Consider the following 17,404-nt stretch of genomic DNA (forward strand, 5'->3'; position numbering starts at 1 on the left):
AAAGAAAATAAGCCAACCCTTAATATTAATGACGTAGAGAAGAATGCTATGGTTAGGGCTTAACCCGATCTGAGGTTTATTAGTAAATACACACCCGAACAATGACTAATAAGTATTAATTACTACTTAAGTCAGAGCAATTAAAAACCTCATGATTTCGATAGAGTTTTATGAGTGAAAATAGTGTCGTTAATTATTTTTTGTGTTACTCATATCATCTTGATTAAAATAGTTTTATAAAGTTATGTAAAGAATAAAGAATAATCACTGTATTTGTAATACAGTTTATTTGATGTATAAGTTTATATAAATAAATCGTGTTATTTATCATTTTAATTTTCTGGAAATTAGTATATGGCCAACACAGCACCAACCAAATCTAAATCTTCATTTGCTGCGCTAACTGCGTTTTTTGTTCGTCTTCGTTGGTGGGGAGTTTTATTATTGCTCATCGTTGCTGTGACATATTACTTTTTGATACCTACAACAAGCAACAAAGTGACCTCTGAGCCGAGGTTAAGTGTAGTTACTCGCGGTGATATTGAAAACACGGTTACCGCAGCGGGTAGCTTAACGTCTAAAGATTGGGTTGATATCGGCGCTCAGGTTTCAGGGCAGTTAGATACAATAGCAGTTGAAATTGGTGACCTTGTCACAAAAGGACTGTTACTTGCAGAAATTGATGCAACGGTACAACTTGCTCAAGTTAACGCCTCACGAGCTAGCCTTAATGCTTTAGAATCTCAACAGTCGAGCCGAGAATCAAAACTTAAGTTAGCCAAGCTAACGGCCGACAGACAGGGTCGTATGATTAAAGAAAAAGCAACCAGCGAGCAAGATTACGACAATGCACAAAATGCTTTGATAGAAGCACAATCTTCGTTACTACAGTTAAAATCTCAAATTGCTCAGAGCGAAGCTGGTTTAAGTAGCCAGGAAGCTGAGTTAGGTTATACAAAAATCTATGCACCTATGAATGGTACTGTGGTAACTATTGCAGCTAAAGAAGGGCAAACGTTAAATGCTAATCAGCAAGCGCCAACTATTTTAACCATTGCCGACTTAACAGTAATGACAGTAGAAGCAGAAGTGTCAGAAGCTGACATTGGTAAACTTAAAAAGAATATGCCTGTATATTTTTCTACCTTGGGTGGTGGAAAACGTCGTTGGAAAAGCCATATAAGACAAATTTTACCAACCCCAACTATCTCTAATAACGTAGTCCTTTACACTGTTCTGTTTGATATTGATAACAGCGATAATGCGCTTTTATCGCAGATGACAGCACAAGTATTCTTTGTGACTTCTTCTGCTCGTAATGTCATATCCGTTCCTGTTGGAGCCTTAACTTATGTTAATGATGGAAGCAGCCCTAATAAACCAAAAATTGCAGGAGGGGATTCAGCTAAAGATCGAAGAGCTAATATGACCGATGAACAACGTGCAGAAATGAGAGCCGCGCGATCTAGCGGTAAAGGAGGCGGGAAGAAAGATGGAAAAGGCCGAGGTCGTAAAGGAGAAAGTACTGATAACCCCGCAGTTTTTGATGGTTCTAAACCACGACGTGCTACTGTTCAGCGTGAAGTCTCTGAAGGTGTTTATGAAACGGTTGAAGTAAAAATCGGTGTCGTAAGTCGTGTTTCAGCAGAAGTGATATCAGGATTAAGTGAAGGCGATCGCGTTGTTTCAGGGATTATCCAGCATAACTCTCCTAGTGGAGCTAAAGACGAAAGAAAAAATAATCAACGTATCCCTCGCGGTATTTGATCTACACGGTGAATGCTATGCAAAATACTGAAAATTTAGAACAGCCTTTAATAGAGCTTGAAAATATTCAACGTACCTTTGTTACGGGTGGTGGTGTTGAAGTTCATGCTTTGAGAGGGGTGTCCTTTTCTATTTATCCTGGTGAGTTTTTAGCGATTATAGGTCAGTCAGGATCCGGTAAATCAACGTTGATGAATGTATTAGGTTGTTTAGATCGTCCAACATCAGGTAGTTATCGTTTTTCAGGAAAAGACATTAAATCTTTTGATGCTGATGGTTTAGCTTGGCTACGACGAGAAGCATTTGGTTTTGTTTTTCAACAATACAATTTGTTATCTACAGCAACCGCAGAAGAAAATGTAGAAGTGCCAGCTATTTATGCAGGTTTATCGCATATAGACCGTAAAGAGCGCGCCAGTGAGTTATTAACAAAATTAGGGTTGGGTGATCGTATGGATCATCGTCCTAGTCAGCTTTCTGGTGGGCAGCAACAGCGAGTTTCTATAGCGCGGGCATTAATGAATGGCGGTAAAGTTATTCTTGCCGATGAACCCACAGGTGCGCTTGATAGCCAGAGTGGAAAAGAAGTTATGGAGCTATTGGAAGAGTTAGCTCGCCTTGGTCATACCGTCATCTTAATTACTCATGATGCTAATGTTGCGGCTCATGCTGACCGTGTTATTGAATTTCGTGATGGAGAAGTGCTTAGTGATACTGGCTATAAACCAAACGATGTTAAAGCGAATATCAATAGCCAAGTCGATTTAAATAAAATGAATGAGGGTAATAGCTCAAAAGGTTTAATCTCAGGTTTTACTGAAGCATTGTTAATGGGCTTACGCTCATTAAAGGCTAATGTATTTCGTACTGTACTAACCTTGTTAGGTATTGTTATTGGTGTTGCTTCTGTTGTAGCAATGTTAGCTATTGGTGAAGGCGCGCAGCAAGATGTTCTTGACCGCATCAGTTCCCTTGGAGTTAACATGTTAACAATTAGTCCGCAGAACAGAGGTCGATCGGGACGGCGAGGAGGAGCTTCAGCTACTTTAAGTATTGAGGATGCTAAATTAGTGCCTGATAGTATTAGTAATGTGCAATACGTTTTACCAGAAATTCGTTCTAATGGAACAGTACGTTTTGGTAATCTTGACTATCAAACAACGGTTACTGGTACGGGCGAAAACTTACCTGAAGCAAGGGGATGGCCTTTAGCTGAAGGGGTCTTTTTTACAGAAGCAGATAGTGAAGAGTACGCACCAGTTGCGGTTTTGGGGCAAACCGTTGTCGAAAATCTATTACCTGATGGCGGCAATATTATTGGTGAATATATTTTAATAAAAAGCATCCCTTTTCAAGTGATTGGTGTACTGACATCAAAGGGGTCTTCTGGCTTTGGTGGACGAGATCAAGATGACATTATTTATGCGCCGTTAAAAACTGTTGGATTACGTTTGTCTGGACAAACCTATTTATCTTCCATGACAGTCGCAGTAGAAGATACTAATTTAATTAGTAATACCGAAGCTGAATTAACCGCGTTTTTAATCGAACGACATGGCACCGAAGATTTTCGTGTTTTTAATAGCGCAGAGTTAATTGAAAATGTTTCAGAATCACAGAAAACCTTTACTATTTTGTTAGGCTCTGTTGCCGCTATTTCACTATTAGTTGGTGGTATTGGTGTAATGAATATTATGCTGGTGTCGGTAACCGAACGAACACGAGAAATAGGTGTTCGTATGGCCACAGGAGCTAGGCAGCGAGATATACTCCAGCAATTTTTAGCTGAGGCGATTGTCGTTACTGCTATTGGTGGCATGTTAGGTGTTGCATTGGGTATTGGTGCTGGCCAGCTTATTAGTTTGTTAGGGACAACGGTTAAATTTACAGCAGAGCCGATGATTCTTGCTTTTAGTTGTGCTGCGGCTACAGGATTAATTTTTGGTTATGCTCCAGCTCGTAAAGCTGCAAAACTAGATCCTGTTGTTGCACTTGCTAGTGACTAAAAATTGAATACTTAGTAAGTAAAAAATTAATAAATAATCGCTCCAGTAATATAGTCGATTGATAGGAATAATAATATGCAGCAGTTTGCAACAATTAATAAAATTATAGTTTTAGTATTTAGCTTAACAACTATCGCTGCTTGCGCACCGTTGAATACTAAATTACCCGATACTGATATTCCTACAAATTGGCAGAGTCCAATTTCTGAAGGATCTTCAGTATGGCCAGAGCGTAATTGGTGGGTACAATTTGAAAGCGAAGAGCTGATCGATTTAGTGGGTAAGATTGAAAAAAGTAACCTAGATTTAGCGATAAATTCTAATAACCTACGCCGAGCTCAATTAACAATGATCGATGCAGGTTTTGATCTTTGGCCAACCCCAAGTCTAAATATTGGTAATAATGGCTCTATAACTGGAATTGGTTCAGGAACCACTAATAGTAGTAATAGCTTTACACTTAATGGTTCACTTACTTACACAAACATTTTAAATAAGTATTCAGAGCATCAATTCGCTTTAGCTAATTATGATTCTGCTCAAGCTTCCGCTGCTGATACTGTTTTAAGTACGTTAAGTACAGCGACTAATACTTATTTTCAATTAATGTTTATTCGTGATCAAATAAAAACAGCTGAACAAAACTTAGCAAGTGCTCAAAAAATCGCACGTATTACTCAATCTAAAGTTAATGAGGGAGTAACAACTGCTGTTGATGCTTTACAGCAAAAGCTTGCTGTTCAACAGCGTATTAATACGATTGAAAACTTAAAACAAAGTGAGCTTGCTTCAAAGTCTTCATTAGCTTTGCTATTAGGGCGAACAGTACAAAATTTTGATCTTAAAGCCACAACATTGCAAGATATTGTGGTTCCTAAAGTTCAGCCAGGTATACCTTCCGAACTTTTAGTGAGGCGACCTGATATAGTAGAAGCTGAAGCTAATCTACGTAGTGCTAAAGCGAATGTTGATTTAGCCAGATTGGCTTTTTTACCTTCAATCTCTTTAACAGCCAGTAGTAACTCAGCGGATAGTTCATTAACAAACCTTTTAAAGAATCCTAATCCTATATCAATTACGGCTAATTTAATTCAAACAATATTTGATAACGGATCCCGTTTTAGAAATGAAGAAAATAGTCGTTTAACACTCGAAAATAATTTATTAACTTATCGTAAAGTCGTTTTAAAAGCATTTAATGATGTAGATGTTGCTTTGGGCAATATTAGGTTACTAGATTCGCAAGCCGAAACCGCTAAAAAAGATTTGGAGCATGCCACGGAGGCTTTTCGTATTTCAGAAGTTATGTATCGAGAAGGAGTCCAAAATTTTCAGACGTTATTGACGACTCAACAAGCATTGTATACAGCAAGAGACAATCGTTTAAGGAATAAACTCTCACGCTTAAATGCTATGGTGGCTTTTTATCAAACCTTAGGCGGTGGTTGGGAAAAAGAATTACTAATGGTTGAATAGCTTGAGTTATCAGGCACTACAAAATCCAATCCATAAAGATTCACAATGTCTAATTTCTTACATTACAAGATGCGTTTTTATATATAAAAAACTTTCTATTACTTTTTATGTATAGTAGTCTTTAAAGAGTTAAGCTTACTTAAATCATAGTTAACTAAATATCGTAACGCTTTGGCCTATTGGCCTGAAAGTATTTTTTGGAGAAATAATGTTCATACGAAATTTAATGTCAACTGCTTTGGTTGTGACAGCACTGGCGAGCATGTACTTTATAACTGAGGCGTCAGCGACAGAAGTTAAGTCTGTTGTCGCTTCGAAAGCATTGTCTAAGCCGCTGAAGCTTTGGTATGACGAAGCAGCGCCAGACAACAATCAAGGCTGGGTGAATAACTCTATTCCGATGGGTAATGGCTATATGGGCATTAATTTATTCGGGGGGGCTAAAACTGAAAGAATTCAAATCACTGAAAACAGCCTGTATGAAGCCGTTGGTCCTAAAGGGCTGCGCCGTACAGGATTGAACAATTTTGCCGAAGTTTATCTTGACTTTGGTCATGATAAAACCAGCAACTACGAACGTGGACTAAACCTTAATGCCGGTACCTCATACGTAAATTATCAGCATGACGGTGTTAAGTACTCAAGAGAATATTTCACTAGTTACCCTGATAAGGTGATGGCTATCCGTTTAAGCTCATCTAAAGCGGGTGCTTTGTCGTTTACCCTGCGTCCGACTATTCCATTTTTAAATAAAGGGAAATCAGGCGAGGTTTCAGCTAAGGACGACTCAGTTACACTTACGGGTGTAATGAAGCACTACAATATTCAGTTTGAAGGTCAATTCAAGGTCATTCCTGTGGGTGGCACAATGAAAGCCGCTACTAGTAAATCACAAGGCAGTATTTCGGTCTCAAATGCTGACAGTGCAGTTATCTTGATCGCGGTTGGAACCAATTACCAATTCGATTCTCAAGTGTTTTTAACTGAAAATGATAGTAAAAAACTTGATGGTTTTGCCCATCCTCACGATAAAGTAACCGGTTATATCGCTGACGCGGCTGCCAAGTCTTACGAGCAATTATTAGCTAATCATCAAGCGGATTATTTAGCTTTGTTCAATCGTGTTAATGTCGACTTTGGAGCTATCTTACCTACGGTTACGACAGACAAGTTAGTGGATGCTTACCCAGAGGGTAAATCAAGCCTTTATCTTGAGGAACTTGCCTTTCAATTTGGCCGTTATATGTTAATTTGCTCTTCACGAGCGGGCACACTTCCACCTCATCTTCAGGGTATTTGGAACGTATATGATAAGCCACCATGGTCATCTCAGTACTTACATGATACCAACGTACAAATGGCCTATGCACCAGTATTTTCAGCGAACATGCCAGAGTTGTTTGAGTCTTACGTAGAATACTTTAAGTCTTATATGCCAAGACAAGCGTTATACGCTAACCAGTACATTAAAGAGTTTAATCCATCGCAACTTGATGCAAACGGTGATAATGGTTGGTCAGGTCCTTTCTGGACAAATCCTTATTCAGTTCCTGGTAAATCAAAAGTAGCTGGTTTTGGTACTGGTGCTTGGATAGCGCAAATGTTTTGGGATTATTACGACTTTACCCGAGACGAGCAACTTTTAGCGGAAACTGTTTATCCAATTATGTATCAACAAGCTAACTTTACCTCACGCTTTGTACAAGATATTGATGGTGCTTTATTAGCGAAACCTTCTTCGTCACCAGAGCAAAAAATTCGTAATACCATCGGTACTACTTTCGACCAACAGATGTTTTATGAAAATCATCACAATACCTTAACAGCCGCAGAATTACTTGGTCGCTCAGACAGTCGATTAGCACTTTATGAACATCAATTACCACTGTTAACCCCTATTCAAATCGGTAAATCAGGCCACATTAAAGAGTTTCGTCAAGAAGAGTTTTACGGTGATATAGATAATTATGATCCGCATCACAGACATGCCTCAATGGTGCTTGGTTTATATCCTGGTCAGTTAGTGAATGATAAAACACCCGCTTGGCTAGATGCAGCACAAGTAAGCCTTACCAAACGTACTCGCGTATCAAATATTGGCTGGGCACGTGCTGAGCGTATCGCTATGTTAGCGCGAATTCACGACGGTGAAGAAGCTTATGCTTATTACAAGGATTTCCTTGGTGGGAATTTAATGCATAACTTGTTTAATGATCACCGTGGTGACCCACTATTCCAAGCAGATGGTAACTATGGTGTTACTGCAGGCGTTGCTGAAATGTTATTACAAAGCCAAGACCATGTGATCTCTCCATTAGTTGCAATACCAGCAGCATGGGCGACAGGTAGCTACAATGGCTTGCTTGCTCGAGGTAATTTTGAAGTTTCTGCCAAGTGGGCGAATAGCCAGCTAAACCACCTAAACGTTGTTTCTAAAGCAGGGGGATTATTAGAAATAAGATACCCAAATGTTGCAAAAGCGGTAATTAAAACGCTAGATGGGAAAAAAGTAAACTTTACTGCTAAAGGCACCGATAAGCTAAGTATTAACTCAACTAAAGGTCAAACTTATGTTGTAACGAATATTCCTTCATTTACGCAGGTTAGCGCACCATCAGAACTTAAGGTCACGCAAGCGAGTAAAAGAGAACAAGTTGCTCTTGCTTGGACTGCCAGTGCTGATGCTCAGACTTATAATGTTTATCGTGCCGTTGGTAATGCTCCTGATTACCAGTTGATTGCCTCAGATGTTAAAGGAGTCGGTTTTGACTATAAGCCGTCTGATCTAATACAAGCTAAACAAGTAACACTCAAAGTAACAGCGGTAAGAGCCGATGGGCGAGAAAGTCGTGCTGGTACTACGGCTGTTTGGTTATTGCCATAAAACATAAGAAGCTAACGTAAGTCTTGGTTATTTAAAATAAATCTATAAAGGTTACTATTCGAGATACTATTAAAAATAGCATCTAATAAATTTAATAGATGACTTTTTAAATTTACGGATATCTCAAAATAAGATTCTATTATCATTTTCCTCGCTTGATTTTTATCGATATAGTTAGCTTTTGTTTTTATATTAGTTAGATAACCGCAAATGATTTAGTCGTTCAAACAATGCTAACTAAGCAAGGAAAGCTAACTTTGGATGATAATGATTCACAAAATCGTGGTGGTGATATCGATGCTAAGTTCGACATTGAGCTTTTTATAAAAGTAAAGTTAGGGCTATGGAATCGCTCAGAAGAAGATAAAATACTTGGCATTCAACCTTTAAATAGGATATTGGACATCCGCCGGCGACTGGCTAATCTCGAGAAACGTATTATGACTATTTATCCTTGAATTATTGCTTCTGCAGGTTTCCATTCTCCCGGCTTTTATGATAATCATAAGGAGCTAGGTACTTTTAAATAGCTCGTTCTTAAACCGTTAGCATTGTTAAAATAGACCACAATAATATCACTTTTAATTTCAAATTTCTTCATAAATGGTTCTTCTGCTACAATATCCTCTTATAGTGTAAATTTGGTCGCTCGTAGTGCCAATCTTTGACCAATAGGTAATTTATCTTAGTACCTATATCACCGAGATCGATAGTATTCACTACATTAATATGAGGAATTTTCAGGATTTTTAATTGTAAATCTTATATCCATGTAAAATATTCGGGTGTTGAGCTTTTTGGATCTACTTGGACTTGTTTAACGGTACCTTTGCCATAACTCGGTAACATTACCGCTATAAAATTCATTGCGTCATTTTGCCACTCTTTAGGGGAGCGAAGGACCCATTCAGTTAACACTTTACCGTATTACTGCGACGTGATGAAACTAATTTTCACTAGTGACTGTTGGTACACCAGCCAAGTAACGAGAATTGCGCACACCAAGCCTCGTACTGTGAAAGGTGCTAATGGTTTCATCATAGCGTTGTATAAAAATAATAAGCTGAAGTCACAGGAATATATCATCTTTTCTCGACTAGCCATTTTCTTTGGCTAAAATTTCAGAAATACAATTTTGGGTTGCAATATCTTCATCGAATGCCTGTATTATCTTATTAAAATAAGGTTAGGTAGTTGTCATGTTTCTGGGAATCCAAGCTTCGATTGAATAGTTTTCTCAAGAGGTATGTATTATGCCTACAGGTGTTTCACTCAGCGCTTTCATAAAAATGCAAACGAGAACGCAACAACACTGGTTGGGGCTTTACTTTACTACGTACCTCCTATTTCATATTATTCTTTAAAACTAACGGTTCAGCCAACCTGAAAACTTCGAATATTCTTTGCAAAGGGCAATAATGATCGTACTTCAAGAATGGCATTAACTTTAAACGCGATATTCGACTGACCAGCATGAATCCAAACTTCACCAAGCAAAATATCATCTAATACGATTTGTTGCTCGGTGTTTGATGGCACCGTCATAGTCCGTGGTGTGAAGCTTGCTTTTTTCGGCAGTAATTTTAGTTGCCAGTTACCATTTTTGTCGGTCGTAGTGTTTGACTGCTGCCCAGCAAAAGTGACATAAGCTTCATGAGCAATTTAACCTCTAGGGTATTTAAATACTTGTATTTTGTTAATTTTGTAAGATGCTATAAATACCTAGTTATTAATTACTATAAATTTGATTTATAGATAGATTTTTATGATATGTTGCTTTGTTTAGCTTTTATATTTAGTTATTAAAAATGTTAGCGGTCAGTTAATATTTTCTTTTTTGTTGATTATATATGGTGTTTTTCATATTTTTATTATAAAGTGTCATTTTAAATATAAAAAACAATTGTTTTATTGGTGATTCTAATAGATAAATAGCCGACTTTGTGTTTTTACAATTACTTGAACTAAGAGTGAATATTTGTGAAAAATTATATAGGTTACATTATTGGTGTCATTTTGAGTTTACCAATGGCACCACTTGCGGAATCTGAAACTACTTCTTCTACAAATGATGATGGTTTTAAACCACTATTTAATGGTGAAAACTTTGACGGACTTTATTTAAAAATACGCAGTGGTGACGAAGAAATGGCAAAAAAAGTTTTTGCTATTGAAGATGAAATGATCCATGTTTTTAATGATGAATTTCCACAAGAATATAAAGTAGACACCGGTGAAAATGATACGCATGGCTTATTCTTTACTAAGAAGAAATACAGTAAGTATATTCTAAGGTTTGAATATAAATGGGGAAGCCGAATTGCCAATAACTTTAAGCAATGGCAATACGATGCTGGTGTTTATTATCATGTTACTAAAGACGATGTATTTCCTCTAGGCATAGAATATCAACTTAGATATAACCATTTAACGGGTCGTAATCATTCAGGGGATTTAATTCGTCCAAAAAGTATCGATTATTTATGGTTTCCTGATGGCAAAAATACATTAAAAAATAAAAAGCCTAAAGGTAAAGGGCATGGAGAATCGTTTTTACATCCTAATAAAGGTGGTAAAGAAACTAAAGTTGAAGGTTGGTTTCATTTAGCAGCAGACACCAAAAACTTTAATGGTTTAAACGATAAATGGAATAAGGTTGAAATTATCGTTATGGGTGATGAATACACTATCCATAAGCTTAATGGCGATATTGTTAACATGGCTACTCACTTAAAACCAAGCGAAGGTATTATTGGTTTTCAGTCAGAAACAGCCGAAATATTTTATCGCGATATAGAAATTAAAGAATTTGAACATAGCATTCTGCTTGAAACTTTTTTGAAATAATTTTTTCGATATCCATGTTGTAAGTGCTAAAATTAAAATAATTAAAAGGTAAATCATGTTTTTTAAATCATCAGAGACTTTAGTTGCTTTAATACTAACATCTAGCTTTTTTTGTTTAGGGGTATCAGCTAAGGATTATGATCCTAAATTGCATGAAACCATTCTACCAATGTCACCAGAAGAAAGCCTTAAAACCATGGTTGTTCAAGATGGTTACTCCATGGAGATTGTTGCTGCTGAACCATTAATTGAAGAGCCTGTAACTATGGCCTTTGATGGTAATGGACGCATCTACGTAGCCGAGATGCTTACTTATATGTTAGACGTTGATGGCAGCGGTACGTTTAACTCAATTAGCCAAATTAAACGTTTAGAAGATAAAGATGGCGATGGCCTTTTTGAAAGCTTTACCGTTTTTGCCGATAAACTACTTTTACCACGTATGATTTTAACATTAGACGATGGCCGTATTATTGTTCGTGAAACCAATACCTTAGATCTATTACTATTAACAGATACAAATGGTGATGGTGTTGCTGATTTAAGAGAAACTATATATCAAGGCGGTAAACGAGGGGGGAATTTAGAGCACCAACCCAGTGGTCTTATTTATGGTTTAGATAACTGGCTATATGTCACCTATACCAACAAACGTTATAAATTTGTTGACGGTAACGTTATTGCACAAGAAATTCCATACGGAGGTGGGCAGTGGGGCTTAGCACAAGATCACCTCGGTCGATTATATTATTCAACTGCTGGTGGACAAGATCCAGCCTTCACCTTTCAAGCTCCTAGCGTTTATAGCCAAGTAACTGTTGAAGGAGAACAAGCAAAAGGTTTTAGAGAAGTTTTCCCACTTGATAAGACCCCCGATGTGCAAGGTGGCTTAAAAATGCTGCGTTCAGACAATACCTTAAATCATTTTACTGGAGGAGGTGGGCAGTCTGTATATATGGGGGGGGCTTTTGATGACATGCAAGGTGATTATATTATTGCAGAGCCAGTAGGCAATTTAATACGTCGTTCAAAAGTAACTCGTGAAGATGGTTACACCGTTCTAAGTAATAAGTATCAAAGTCAGCGTAAAGAATTTATCGCGTCTACAGACGCTAACTTTAGACCTGTTTGGACAGCAACAGCCCCTGACGGATCGTTAATGATTTTAGATATGTACCGAGGCATTATCCAAGAAGGTAATTGGACACAAGAAGGGTCATATTTACGTGGTGTTATCGACAATTATGGTTTCGACAAAGTGATTGGGCGAGGGCGTTTATATCGAGTGAAAAAAAATGGCGTTAGTTTAGGTAAACTACCTGAAATGTTAATTAAAAAGCCAGATCAACTTGTTCAATACCTAAATCATAAAAACCATTGGTGGCGACTTGAAGCGCAAAAGTTAATGGTATTAAGTGGTGATGAAAAACTGGTGCCAGCACTTAAAAAAGTGGCACAAAATAATAATAACCCTTTAGCTCAAATTCATGCCCTATGGACCCTTGAAGGTTTAGGTGCACTCGACAAAAACCTTTTAATAGATCTTTTTAACAGTAAAAACAGTGACGTACGCGTTACAGCCATTCGAATTTCAGAAGAATTAGTTTATGCTGGCGATAACACCATAGCTGACAAATGGCTTGCCCTGGCTAGCGATAAAGACATTGAGGTGTCTCAACAAGCTATTTTATCTGCTTACTATGTAAATAGTCGTAACCATACAGCGATATTAAGTGCGGCTAAACAAGCACACCCTAATAAAAAAGGCATTATCGCTATAGAGCAGTCTATGGCTAAACTTATTGCTCATAATGAGAAGCGTCGAAAACTCGCTGAAGGCGATCAAAAACTTGCAGCTGCCGTAATAGCAGGCGAAAAAGCTTACAAAGGTTTGTGTTATACCTGTCACGGTGATGACGGTAAAGGCACTCATGCGGGTAATGATTTAATTGCTCCATCTTTTCATAATAACCCAAGAGTTATCGGTAATACCGCATCACTTATTAACCTCGTTACTCATGGTTTACAAGGCGAAATTGATGGTGTTACTTATACAGGCGGCATGATGCCTTCTATTAGCTCAAATGGCAGTGAATACGTGGCTAATGTTTTAACTTATATTCGTAATGAATTTGGTAATGAAGCGAGCATAGTAACGCCAGATGACGTTGCAGCAGTTAAAAAGTTGAATTACGCACCTACAGGCATGTGGACTCAAGCCGAGTTAGAGAATAAATTTGCTAAAGAATTAACCGATAAACCACAATGGAAAGTTGCCACCAATTTTGGCGTTCATCCAAACTTAAATCTTGAAAAATTAACAGATAATAAATTTGAACGACCATTTTTCAGTTCAAAAGGTAAAAGGCAAAAGGGTAATACTATAACGATAGAGTTGCCTAAATTGGCGATTATTTCAGAGGTTGTGATTGACTCTACTTTACTGACTGCTTTTTATTCTCGACATTACACTATTGAATTCTCAGAAGATGGAAATCAATGGAAAACCGTTGTTACTAATCGCACTGCAGGTGAAGTGAATAGAGAACAAACCTTAGGGCATAAAGCTAAATTTATTAGAATCATCAACCAAGTTAAAGGGAATAAACCTTGGCGTATACATGAAGTTAGCATGTTTGGTAGCTATTTATAATGAAATGTTTTGTTAAGGTATCAACTAACGTATTCATGCTTTGTTTATTGCTTTTGTCTAATGTCAACTTTGCTTTTCAAAGTAATGATGCAACTGAACCAACCGTCGATGGTAAAGATACTATCGAGCTTTTAACCGCTAATAACTTTAGTGGTTGGAAAGTACCTTCAGCCAATTGGTCTGTTATAGACAATGCAATTATTGGTAGTACAGGTAATAAAAAACTATCAACATCTGAGTGGTTATATACCGAACAACGATTTAAAGATTTTGAATTTACTTGCGAAGTTAAGCTTACGGGTGACGATCGTCGTAATTCAGGTATTTATTTCAGAGTAAATACGTTTTTATTTAAAAGTGCTCGCGGTAGTAAGTCTTTCGAAGCACCTTCTGGTTATGAATTTGATTTAGCAAGACATACCCCAGAAAAGCGTAATTACTGAGGGACGCTAGGTGATTGGTTTTCTCGTAAAAGTTACGAATATTTGCTGACCAAAATTTAATATCAAATACCTATACACCACAAGAATGGAATCGTATGACCATTCGAGCAGGTGGTAAGCGCATAGAGTATTGGATCAATGGTATTAAAGTGATGGACTATATCGATGAAGGGCTTAAAGCGTCGCGTGAAGGTAATATAGGCTTTCAATTACACGACGGTACTGTTATGCAGGTTGCTTATAAAAATATTCGTGTTCGTGAATTGAATAAAAAATAAAATTTCAGTTACATATAGGGCGTTCGTAAACATCATGAAAACTAAACCAGTAAAGTTGTTTTTATTTATAACAGGTTTACTTAGCGTAATTCTTGCTGCGAGTGTGCTTGCAGTAGCTACAATATATTCACCTCTAAACGGTGTATCTGGCGATGGAGTATTACGCTTTTTTGGTCGTTTTCACCCACTAGTTTTACATTTTCCAATTACCTTACTTGTGCTTGCTTTAAGCTTAGAGCTATTAATGTTTTCTTCTAAGTCATGGTCTCGTTGGTCTGCTTTAGGGTTACCTATTCTTATTCATATGGCTTTGGTTACAGATTCTACACGAGTGGTAACGTACCAAACATCTATTGATGGTGGTTCAGGTAGAGGTAATCAACTACCTTATGCAGCTGGTCTGTCATTACAGCATCACCAACAATCACACAGTGCCGCTCGCGACGAGGTTGGTTGGGAGCGTAGGGCTAAATTTGATCAATACATGGCTGAACGTTTATCAGAGTTTTTAACAAAAAATGGCAGAAACACCTGATCCAATCGCAGAAGGAAGCTTGTTAGATAATACTATTGTGTTGTATGGAAGTGGTACAAGTAAAATCCATATAGGTAAAAATTATCCTTTAATTTTGGCTGGCGGTAAAACCTAGGAATTAAACACGGAGCTTTTCATAAGTTTGAAGAAGAACGACCGTGTAATGATTTACTGCTTACCATTTTACAACGTGTTGGGGTCAAAACAGATAGTTTTGGAAACAGTCAAAATATAGTTTCAGACATGCTGGTTTAACTTTTTAGTATAAACCAGCAACACCAGTGCAACGAATTACATAAATTAATCGTGAATATAAATAGGCTATACAAGTAATACGCGATAGTTTTAGTTAATAAATTAGGGGGCGAGAGAATATTTAAATTTTAAAGTATTAATCGTTACTATTTTTAATAAATGAAAGAGAAAGGTTAAATTAATGAAATTATTAAGTGTATTAATTGGTGTACTGTTCAGCTGCGTGGTTAGAGCTGAATTTAAACCTAATATTATTATTTTTTACGTGGACGACTTAGGTTGGCAGGATACTAATATATATAATATAGATAAGCCTAGCCCATGGGAAACACCTAACATGGATGCATTAGCAAACTCAGGAATGCTGTTTACACAAGGCTATTCTCCTGCACCAACATGTGGCCCATCACGTGCAGGTTTATTAACAGGACAATATCCAGCTAGAACCCACTTTACTCATGTTAATGGCAATAGGCTTCCAGAGTCGAGCAAAGCTCAGAAAATGATTTCACCATTCTTTATTAATACATTGCCAGATGGAGAAGGAGAAATAATCCTTAGCGAAGCACTACAGCAGAATGGATACCGCACAGCGCAGGTAGGTAAATGGCATATTCATGGTGCTAAAAAAGGTTTCGATGTTGCTTATACAAAACGAGGAGCACACAGCCAATTAGATGATCGCTCTAAAGACTTTTCTGGCTATGGTGTAGATGAAAAATTTCCGTTAGGTAAAGAACTGTATCCACCAACAAGTAAAAAACACCCTAACGGTATACCATATCCTTATCAGCCAGTAACAGAACAAGCATTAAAGTTTGTTATCGACAGTAACAATGAGAAAAAACCATTCTTCTTGTATTTAGCTCACTGGATGGTTCACTACCCAATTATTACCCGTAACCGTAACTTATTGGAATATTATACTGATAAGTTAGGCATTGATTTCCCGAAAGACAAATCAGATATAACAACGCCAGGACAAACTAACCCGTATTACGGTGCTATGGTAACTACTGTAGATTGGAGCTTAGGCCGAGTGATTGATTTACTAAAGGCTACCGATGATCCGCGTAACCTCGGTAAAAAATTAATTGAAACCACCTATATCTTTATGACCTCAGATAACGGAGGTGCTGAAGACCGTCGCACTGAAATTATTACTGACAATGCACCGCTTGATAAAGGTAAAAAATATGCGCAAGAAGGTGGCGTTCGTGTACCTATGATAATAAGCGGACCATCTATTAAATCTGGCTCACAGTTCGATGGAATGGTTAGTCAGTTAGATTACTTCCCTACCATTATGGACTTAACGGGTACTTCTATAACACCAGAGCAACAGTCAAAACTTAATGGACTAGATATTACTCCAGTACTTAATGGCAAGAGCAAAGTTGTTACAGATTCAAAGGGTAAACCTAGAGAATTTCTATTTTGGCACTTTCCACACAACTCAGACTCACAAATGCAATCAGCAATACGTGAGGGCGATTTTAAGCTCTACAAAAATTATAAAGATAACAGCTACTCATTATTTAGATTATATAAAAATGGGAAAATGGATGATATTGGGGAGCAAAATGATCTAGCAAGTGTAAAAGGCTACGAGACGATTGTTGCTAAGCTTTCAAGTAAGCTAGAAGAACTTTTGACACAGAACAATGCCGAATTCCCGAGTAAAAACCCTCAGTATAAAGGCCTTAGTGAATCTGACAAAAAAGTACTACCAGTTATTGAAAATCATGTTTATAACGCTAAAAAACATATCGCTACTATTCAACTAGCCGATAACAAAACTCCGCTTCACCATGCATATGTATTAGTTAAAGGGAAAAAAGATAAACGATATGTGAAATTAAGCGCTAATATTGAAGCCAAAGAAAATACACAAACTTCAGTAACCGCTAAACTACCAAAAGAAGTTGTTGAATATATGTTCGTACTTATCGACAATAATAACTTTATGATTAAAAGCGAACTTTTTAAAGTAAAGTAGTTCAAAGCTAATTGTACACGGCTAGTTAATACTATTTAGTTGACCAAAGTTCAAATGATTTAAAAATTAAGAAGAAGACTACATTGGACTGGAACTATATCACGAGTTGTAGATAAAAAACTGAGTTTCCTTACTAATCATTTCTTGTATTAATTTGTGGAATATTTATGTAACTTGCTCACGAAGTTATTTAAATTTATGCAATTGCACTAATTTCTATATTAAAGGGGCTTGTTAATAAAAATTGAATATAATATGCGT

The 17,404-nt window shown here is 37.2% G+C and carries 14 protein-coding genes; 12 read left to right on the forward strand and 2 right to left on the reverse strand.

Going from position 1 to position 17,404, the window contains the following annotated elements; all coding sequences use genetic code 11:
• The first annotated feature begins 354 nt into the window (after positions 1–354).
• The 5 genes from Q4503_RS07445 to Q4503_RS07465 all read left to right on the forward strand — a co-directional run bounded on the left by Q4503_RS07445 (position 355) and on the right by Q4503_RS07465 (position 8,591).
• Positions 355–1,767, forward strand: coding sequence for an efflux RND transporter periplasmic adaptor subunit (locus Q4503_RS07445; protein ID WP_303601852.1), 1,413 nt, complete (start codon positions 355–357; stop codon positions 1,765–1,767).
• Positions 1,768–1,784: 17 nt separating this feature from the next.
• A complete protein-coding gene (locus tag Q4503_RS07450) occupies positions 1,785–3,773 on the forward strand; it encodes a MacB family efflux pump subunit (RefSeq protein ID WP_303601853.1) in 1,989 nt (662 codons plus the stop codon).
• Positions 3,774–3,848: 75 nt separating this feature from the next.
• Positions 3,849–5,249 (forward strand): efflux transporter outer membrane subunit, encoded by a 1,401-nt coding sequence (locus Q4503_RS07455; RefSeq protein WP_303601854.1) that lies wholly within the window; start codon positions 3,849–3,851, stop codon positions 5,247–5,249.
• 208 nt (positions 5,250–5,457) lie between these two features.
• Entirely contained in the window at positions 5,458–8,133 is a 2,676-nt protein-coding gene (locus Q4503_RS07460; protein WP_303601855.1) for a glycoside hydrolase family 95 protein, read from the forward strand.
• Between the two features lie 257 nt (positions 8,134–8,390).
• Positions 8,391–8,591 carry a hypothetical protein gene (locus Q4503_RS07465; RefSeq protein WP_303601856.1) on the forward strand — a complete coding sequence of 67 codons (201 nt, stop codon included), beginning with the start codon at positions 8,391–8,393 and terminating at the stop codon, positions 8,589–8,591.
• Between the two features lie 304 nt (positions 8,592–8,895).
• On the opposite strand, the gene Q4503_RS07470 is transcribed toward Q4503_RS07465, so the two are convergent.
• Together Q4503_RS07470 and Q4503_RS07475 are read right to left on the reverse strand one after the other, a co-directional pair.
• Positions 8,896–9,051 (reverse strand): hypothetical protein, encoded by a 156-nt coding sequence (locus Q4503_RS07470; RefSeq protein WP_303601857.1) that lies wholly within the window; start codon positions 9,049–9,051, stop codon positions 8,896–8,898.
• 456 nt (positions 9,052–9,507) lie between these two features.
• Positions 9,508–9,672 (reverse strand): hypothetical protein, encoded by a 165-nt coding sequence (locus Q4503_RS07475; protein ID WP_303601858.1) that lies wholly within the window; start codon positions 9,670–9,672, stop codon positions 9,508–9,510.
• 441 nt (positions 9,673–10,113) lie between these two features.
• Here Q4503_RS07475 and Q4503_RS07480 point away from each other — a divergent pair, with 441 nt between their 5' ends.
• The 7 genes from Q4503_RS07480 to Q4503_RS07510 all read left to right on the forward strand — a co-directional run bounded on the left by Q4503_RS07480 (position 10,114) and on the right by Q4503_RS07510 (position 17,143).
• Positions 10,114–10,980, forward strand: a complete 867-nt coding sequence (locus tag Q4503_RS07480) for a DUF1080 domain-containing protein (protein ID WP_303601859.1) — start codon at positions 10,114–10,116, stop codon at positions 10,978–10,980.
• 55 nt (positions 10,981–11,035) lie between these two features.
• Positions 11,036–13,633 carry a discoidin domain-containing protein gene (locus Q4503_RS07485; protein ID WP_303601860.1) on the forward strand — a complete coding sequence of 866 codons (2,598 nt, stop codon included), beginning with the start codon at positions 11,036–11,038 and terminating at the stop codon, positions 13,631–13,633.
• Entirely contained in the window at positions 13,633–14,076 is a 444-nt protein-coding gene (locus tag Q4503_RS07490; RefSeq protein ID WP_303601861.1) for a DUF1080 domain-containing protein, read from the forward strand. Before Q4503_RS07485 ends, Q4503_RS07490 begins: the two co-directional genes overlap by 1 nt.
• 59 nt (positions 14,077–14,135) lie before the next feature.
• Positions 14,136–14,354 (forward strand): DUF1080 domain-containing protein, encoded by a 219-nt coding sequence (locus Q4503_RS07495; RefSeq protein ID WP_303601935.1) that lies wholly within the window; start codon positions 14,136–14,138, stop codon positions 14,352–14,354.
• A 34-nt stretch (positions 14,355–14,388) separates the two neighbouring features.
• Positions 14,389–14,889 carry a DUF1552 domain-containing protein gene (locus Q4503_RS07500; RefSeq protein WP_303601862.1) on the forward strand — a complete coding sequence of 167 codons (501 nt, stop codon included), beginning with the start codon at positions 14,389–14,391 and terminating at the stop codon, positions 14,887–14,889.
• Positions 14,873–15,004 (forward strand): hypothetical protein, encoded by a 132-nt coding sequence (locus Q4503_RS07505; protein WP_303601863.1) that lies wholly within the window; start codon positions 14,873–14,875, stop codon positions 15,002–15,004. The genes Q4503_RS07500 and Q4503_RS07505 overlap by 17 nt, the downstream gene beginning before the upstream one ends.
• Before the next feature lie 321 nt (positions 15,005–15,325).
• Positions 15,326–17,143: a sulfatase gene (locus tag Q4503_RS07510; RefSeq protein ID WP_303601864.1), complete on the forward strand. Its 1,818-nt coding sequence runs from the start codon at positions 15,326–15,328 to the stop codon at positions 17,141–17,143.
• Positions 17,144–17,404: the final 261 nt, after the last annotated feature.

The sequence above is a fragment of the Colwellia sp. 6_MG-2023 genome (genome assembly GCF_030547765.1).
In the GTDB taxonomy this organism is placed as follows: domain Bacteria; phylum Pseudomonadota; class Gammaproteobacteria; order Enterobacterales; family Alteromonadaceae; genus Colwellia.

Bases quoted from the DNA above. Each gene is read 5' to 3' on its own strand.
- Q4503_RS07455 (WP_303601854.1), top strand. From the start codon at position 3,849: ATGCAGCAGTTTGCAACAATTAATAAAATTATAGTTTTAGTATTTAGC.
- Q4503_RS07500 (WP_303601862.1), top strand. From the start codon at position 14,389: ATGAAAACTAAACCAGTAAAGTTGTTTTTATTTATAACAGGTTTACTT.
- Q4503_RS07460 (WP_303601855.1), top strand. From the start codon at position 5,458: ATGTTCATACGAAATTTAATGTCAACTGCTTTGGTTGTGACAGCACTG.
- Q4503_RS07490 (WP_303601861.1), top strand. From the start codon at position 13,633: ATGAAATGTTTTGTTAAGGTATCAACTAACGTATTCATGCTTTGTTTA.
- Q4503_RS07450 (WP_303601853.1), top strand. From the start codon at position 1,785: ATGCAAAATACTGAAAATTTAGAACAGCCTTTAATAGAGCTTGAAAAT.
- Q4503_RS07505 (WP_303601863.1), top strand. From the start codon at position 14,873: ATGGCAGAAACACCTGATCCAATCGCAGAAGGAAGCTTGTTAGATAAT.
- Q4503_RS07510 (WP_303601864.1), top strand. From the start codon at position 15,326: ATGAAATTATTAAGTGTATTAATTGGTGTACTGTTCAGCTGCGTGGTT.
- Q4503_RS07485 (WP_303601860.1), top strand. From the start codon at position 11,036: ATGTTTTTTAAATCATCAGAGACTTTAGTTGCTTTAATACTAACATCT.
- Q4503_RS07445 (WP_303601852.1), top strand. From the start codon at position 355: ATGGCCAACACAGCACCAACCAAATCTAAATCTTCATTTGCTGCGCTA.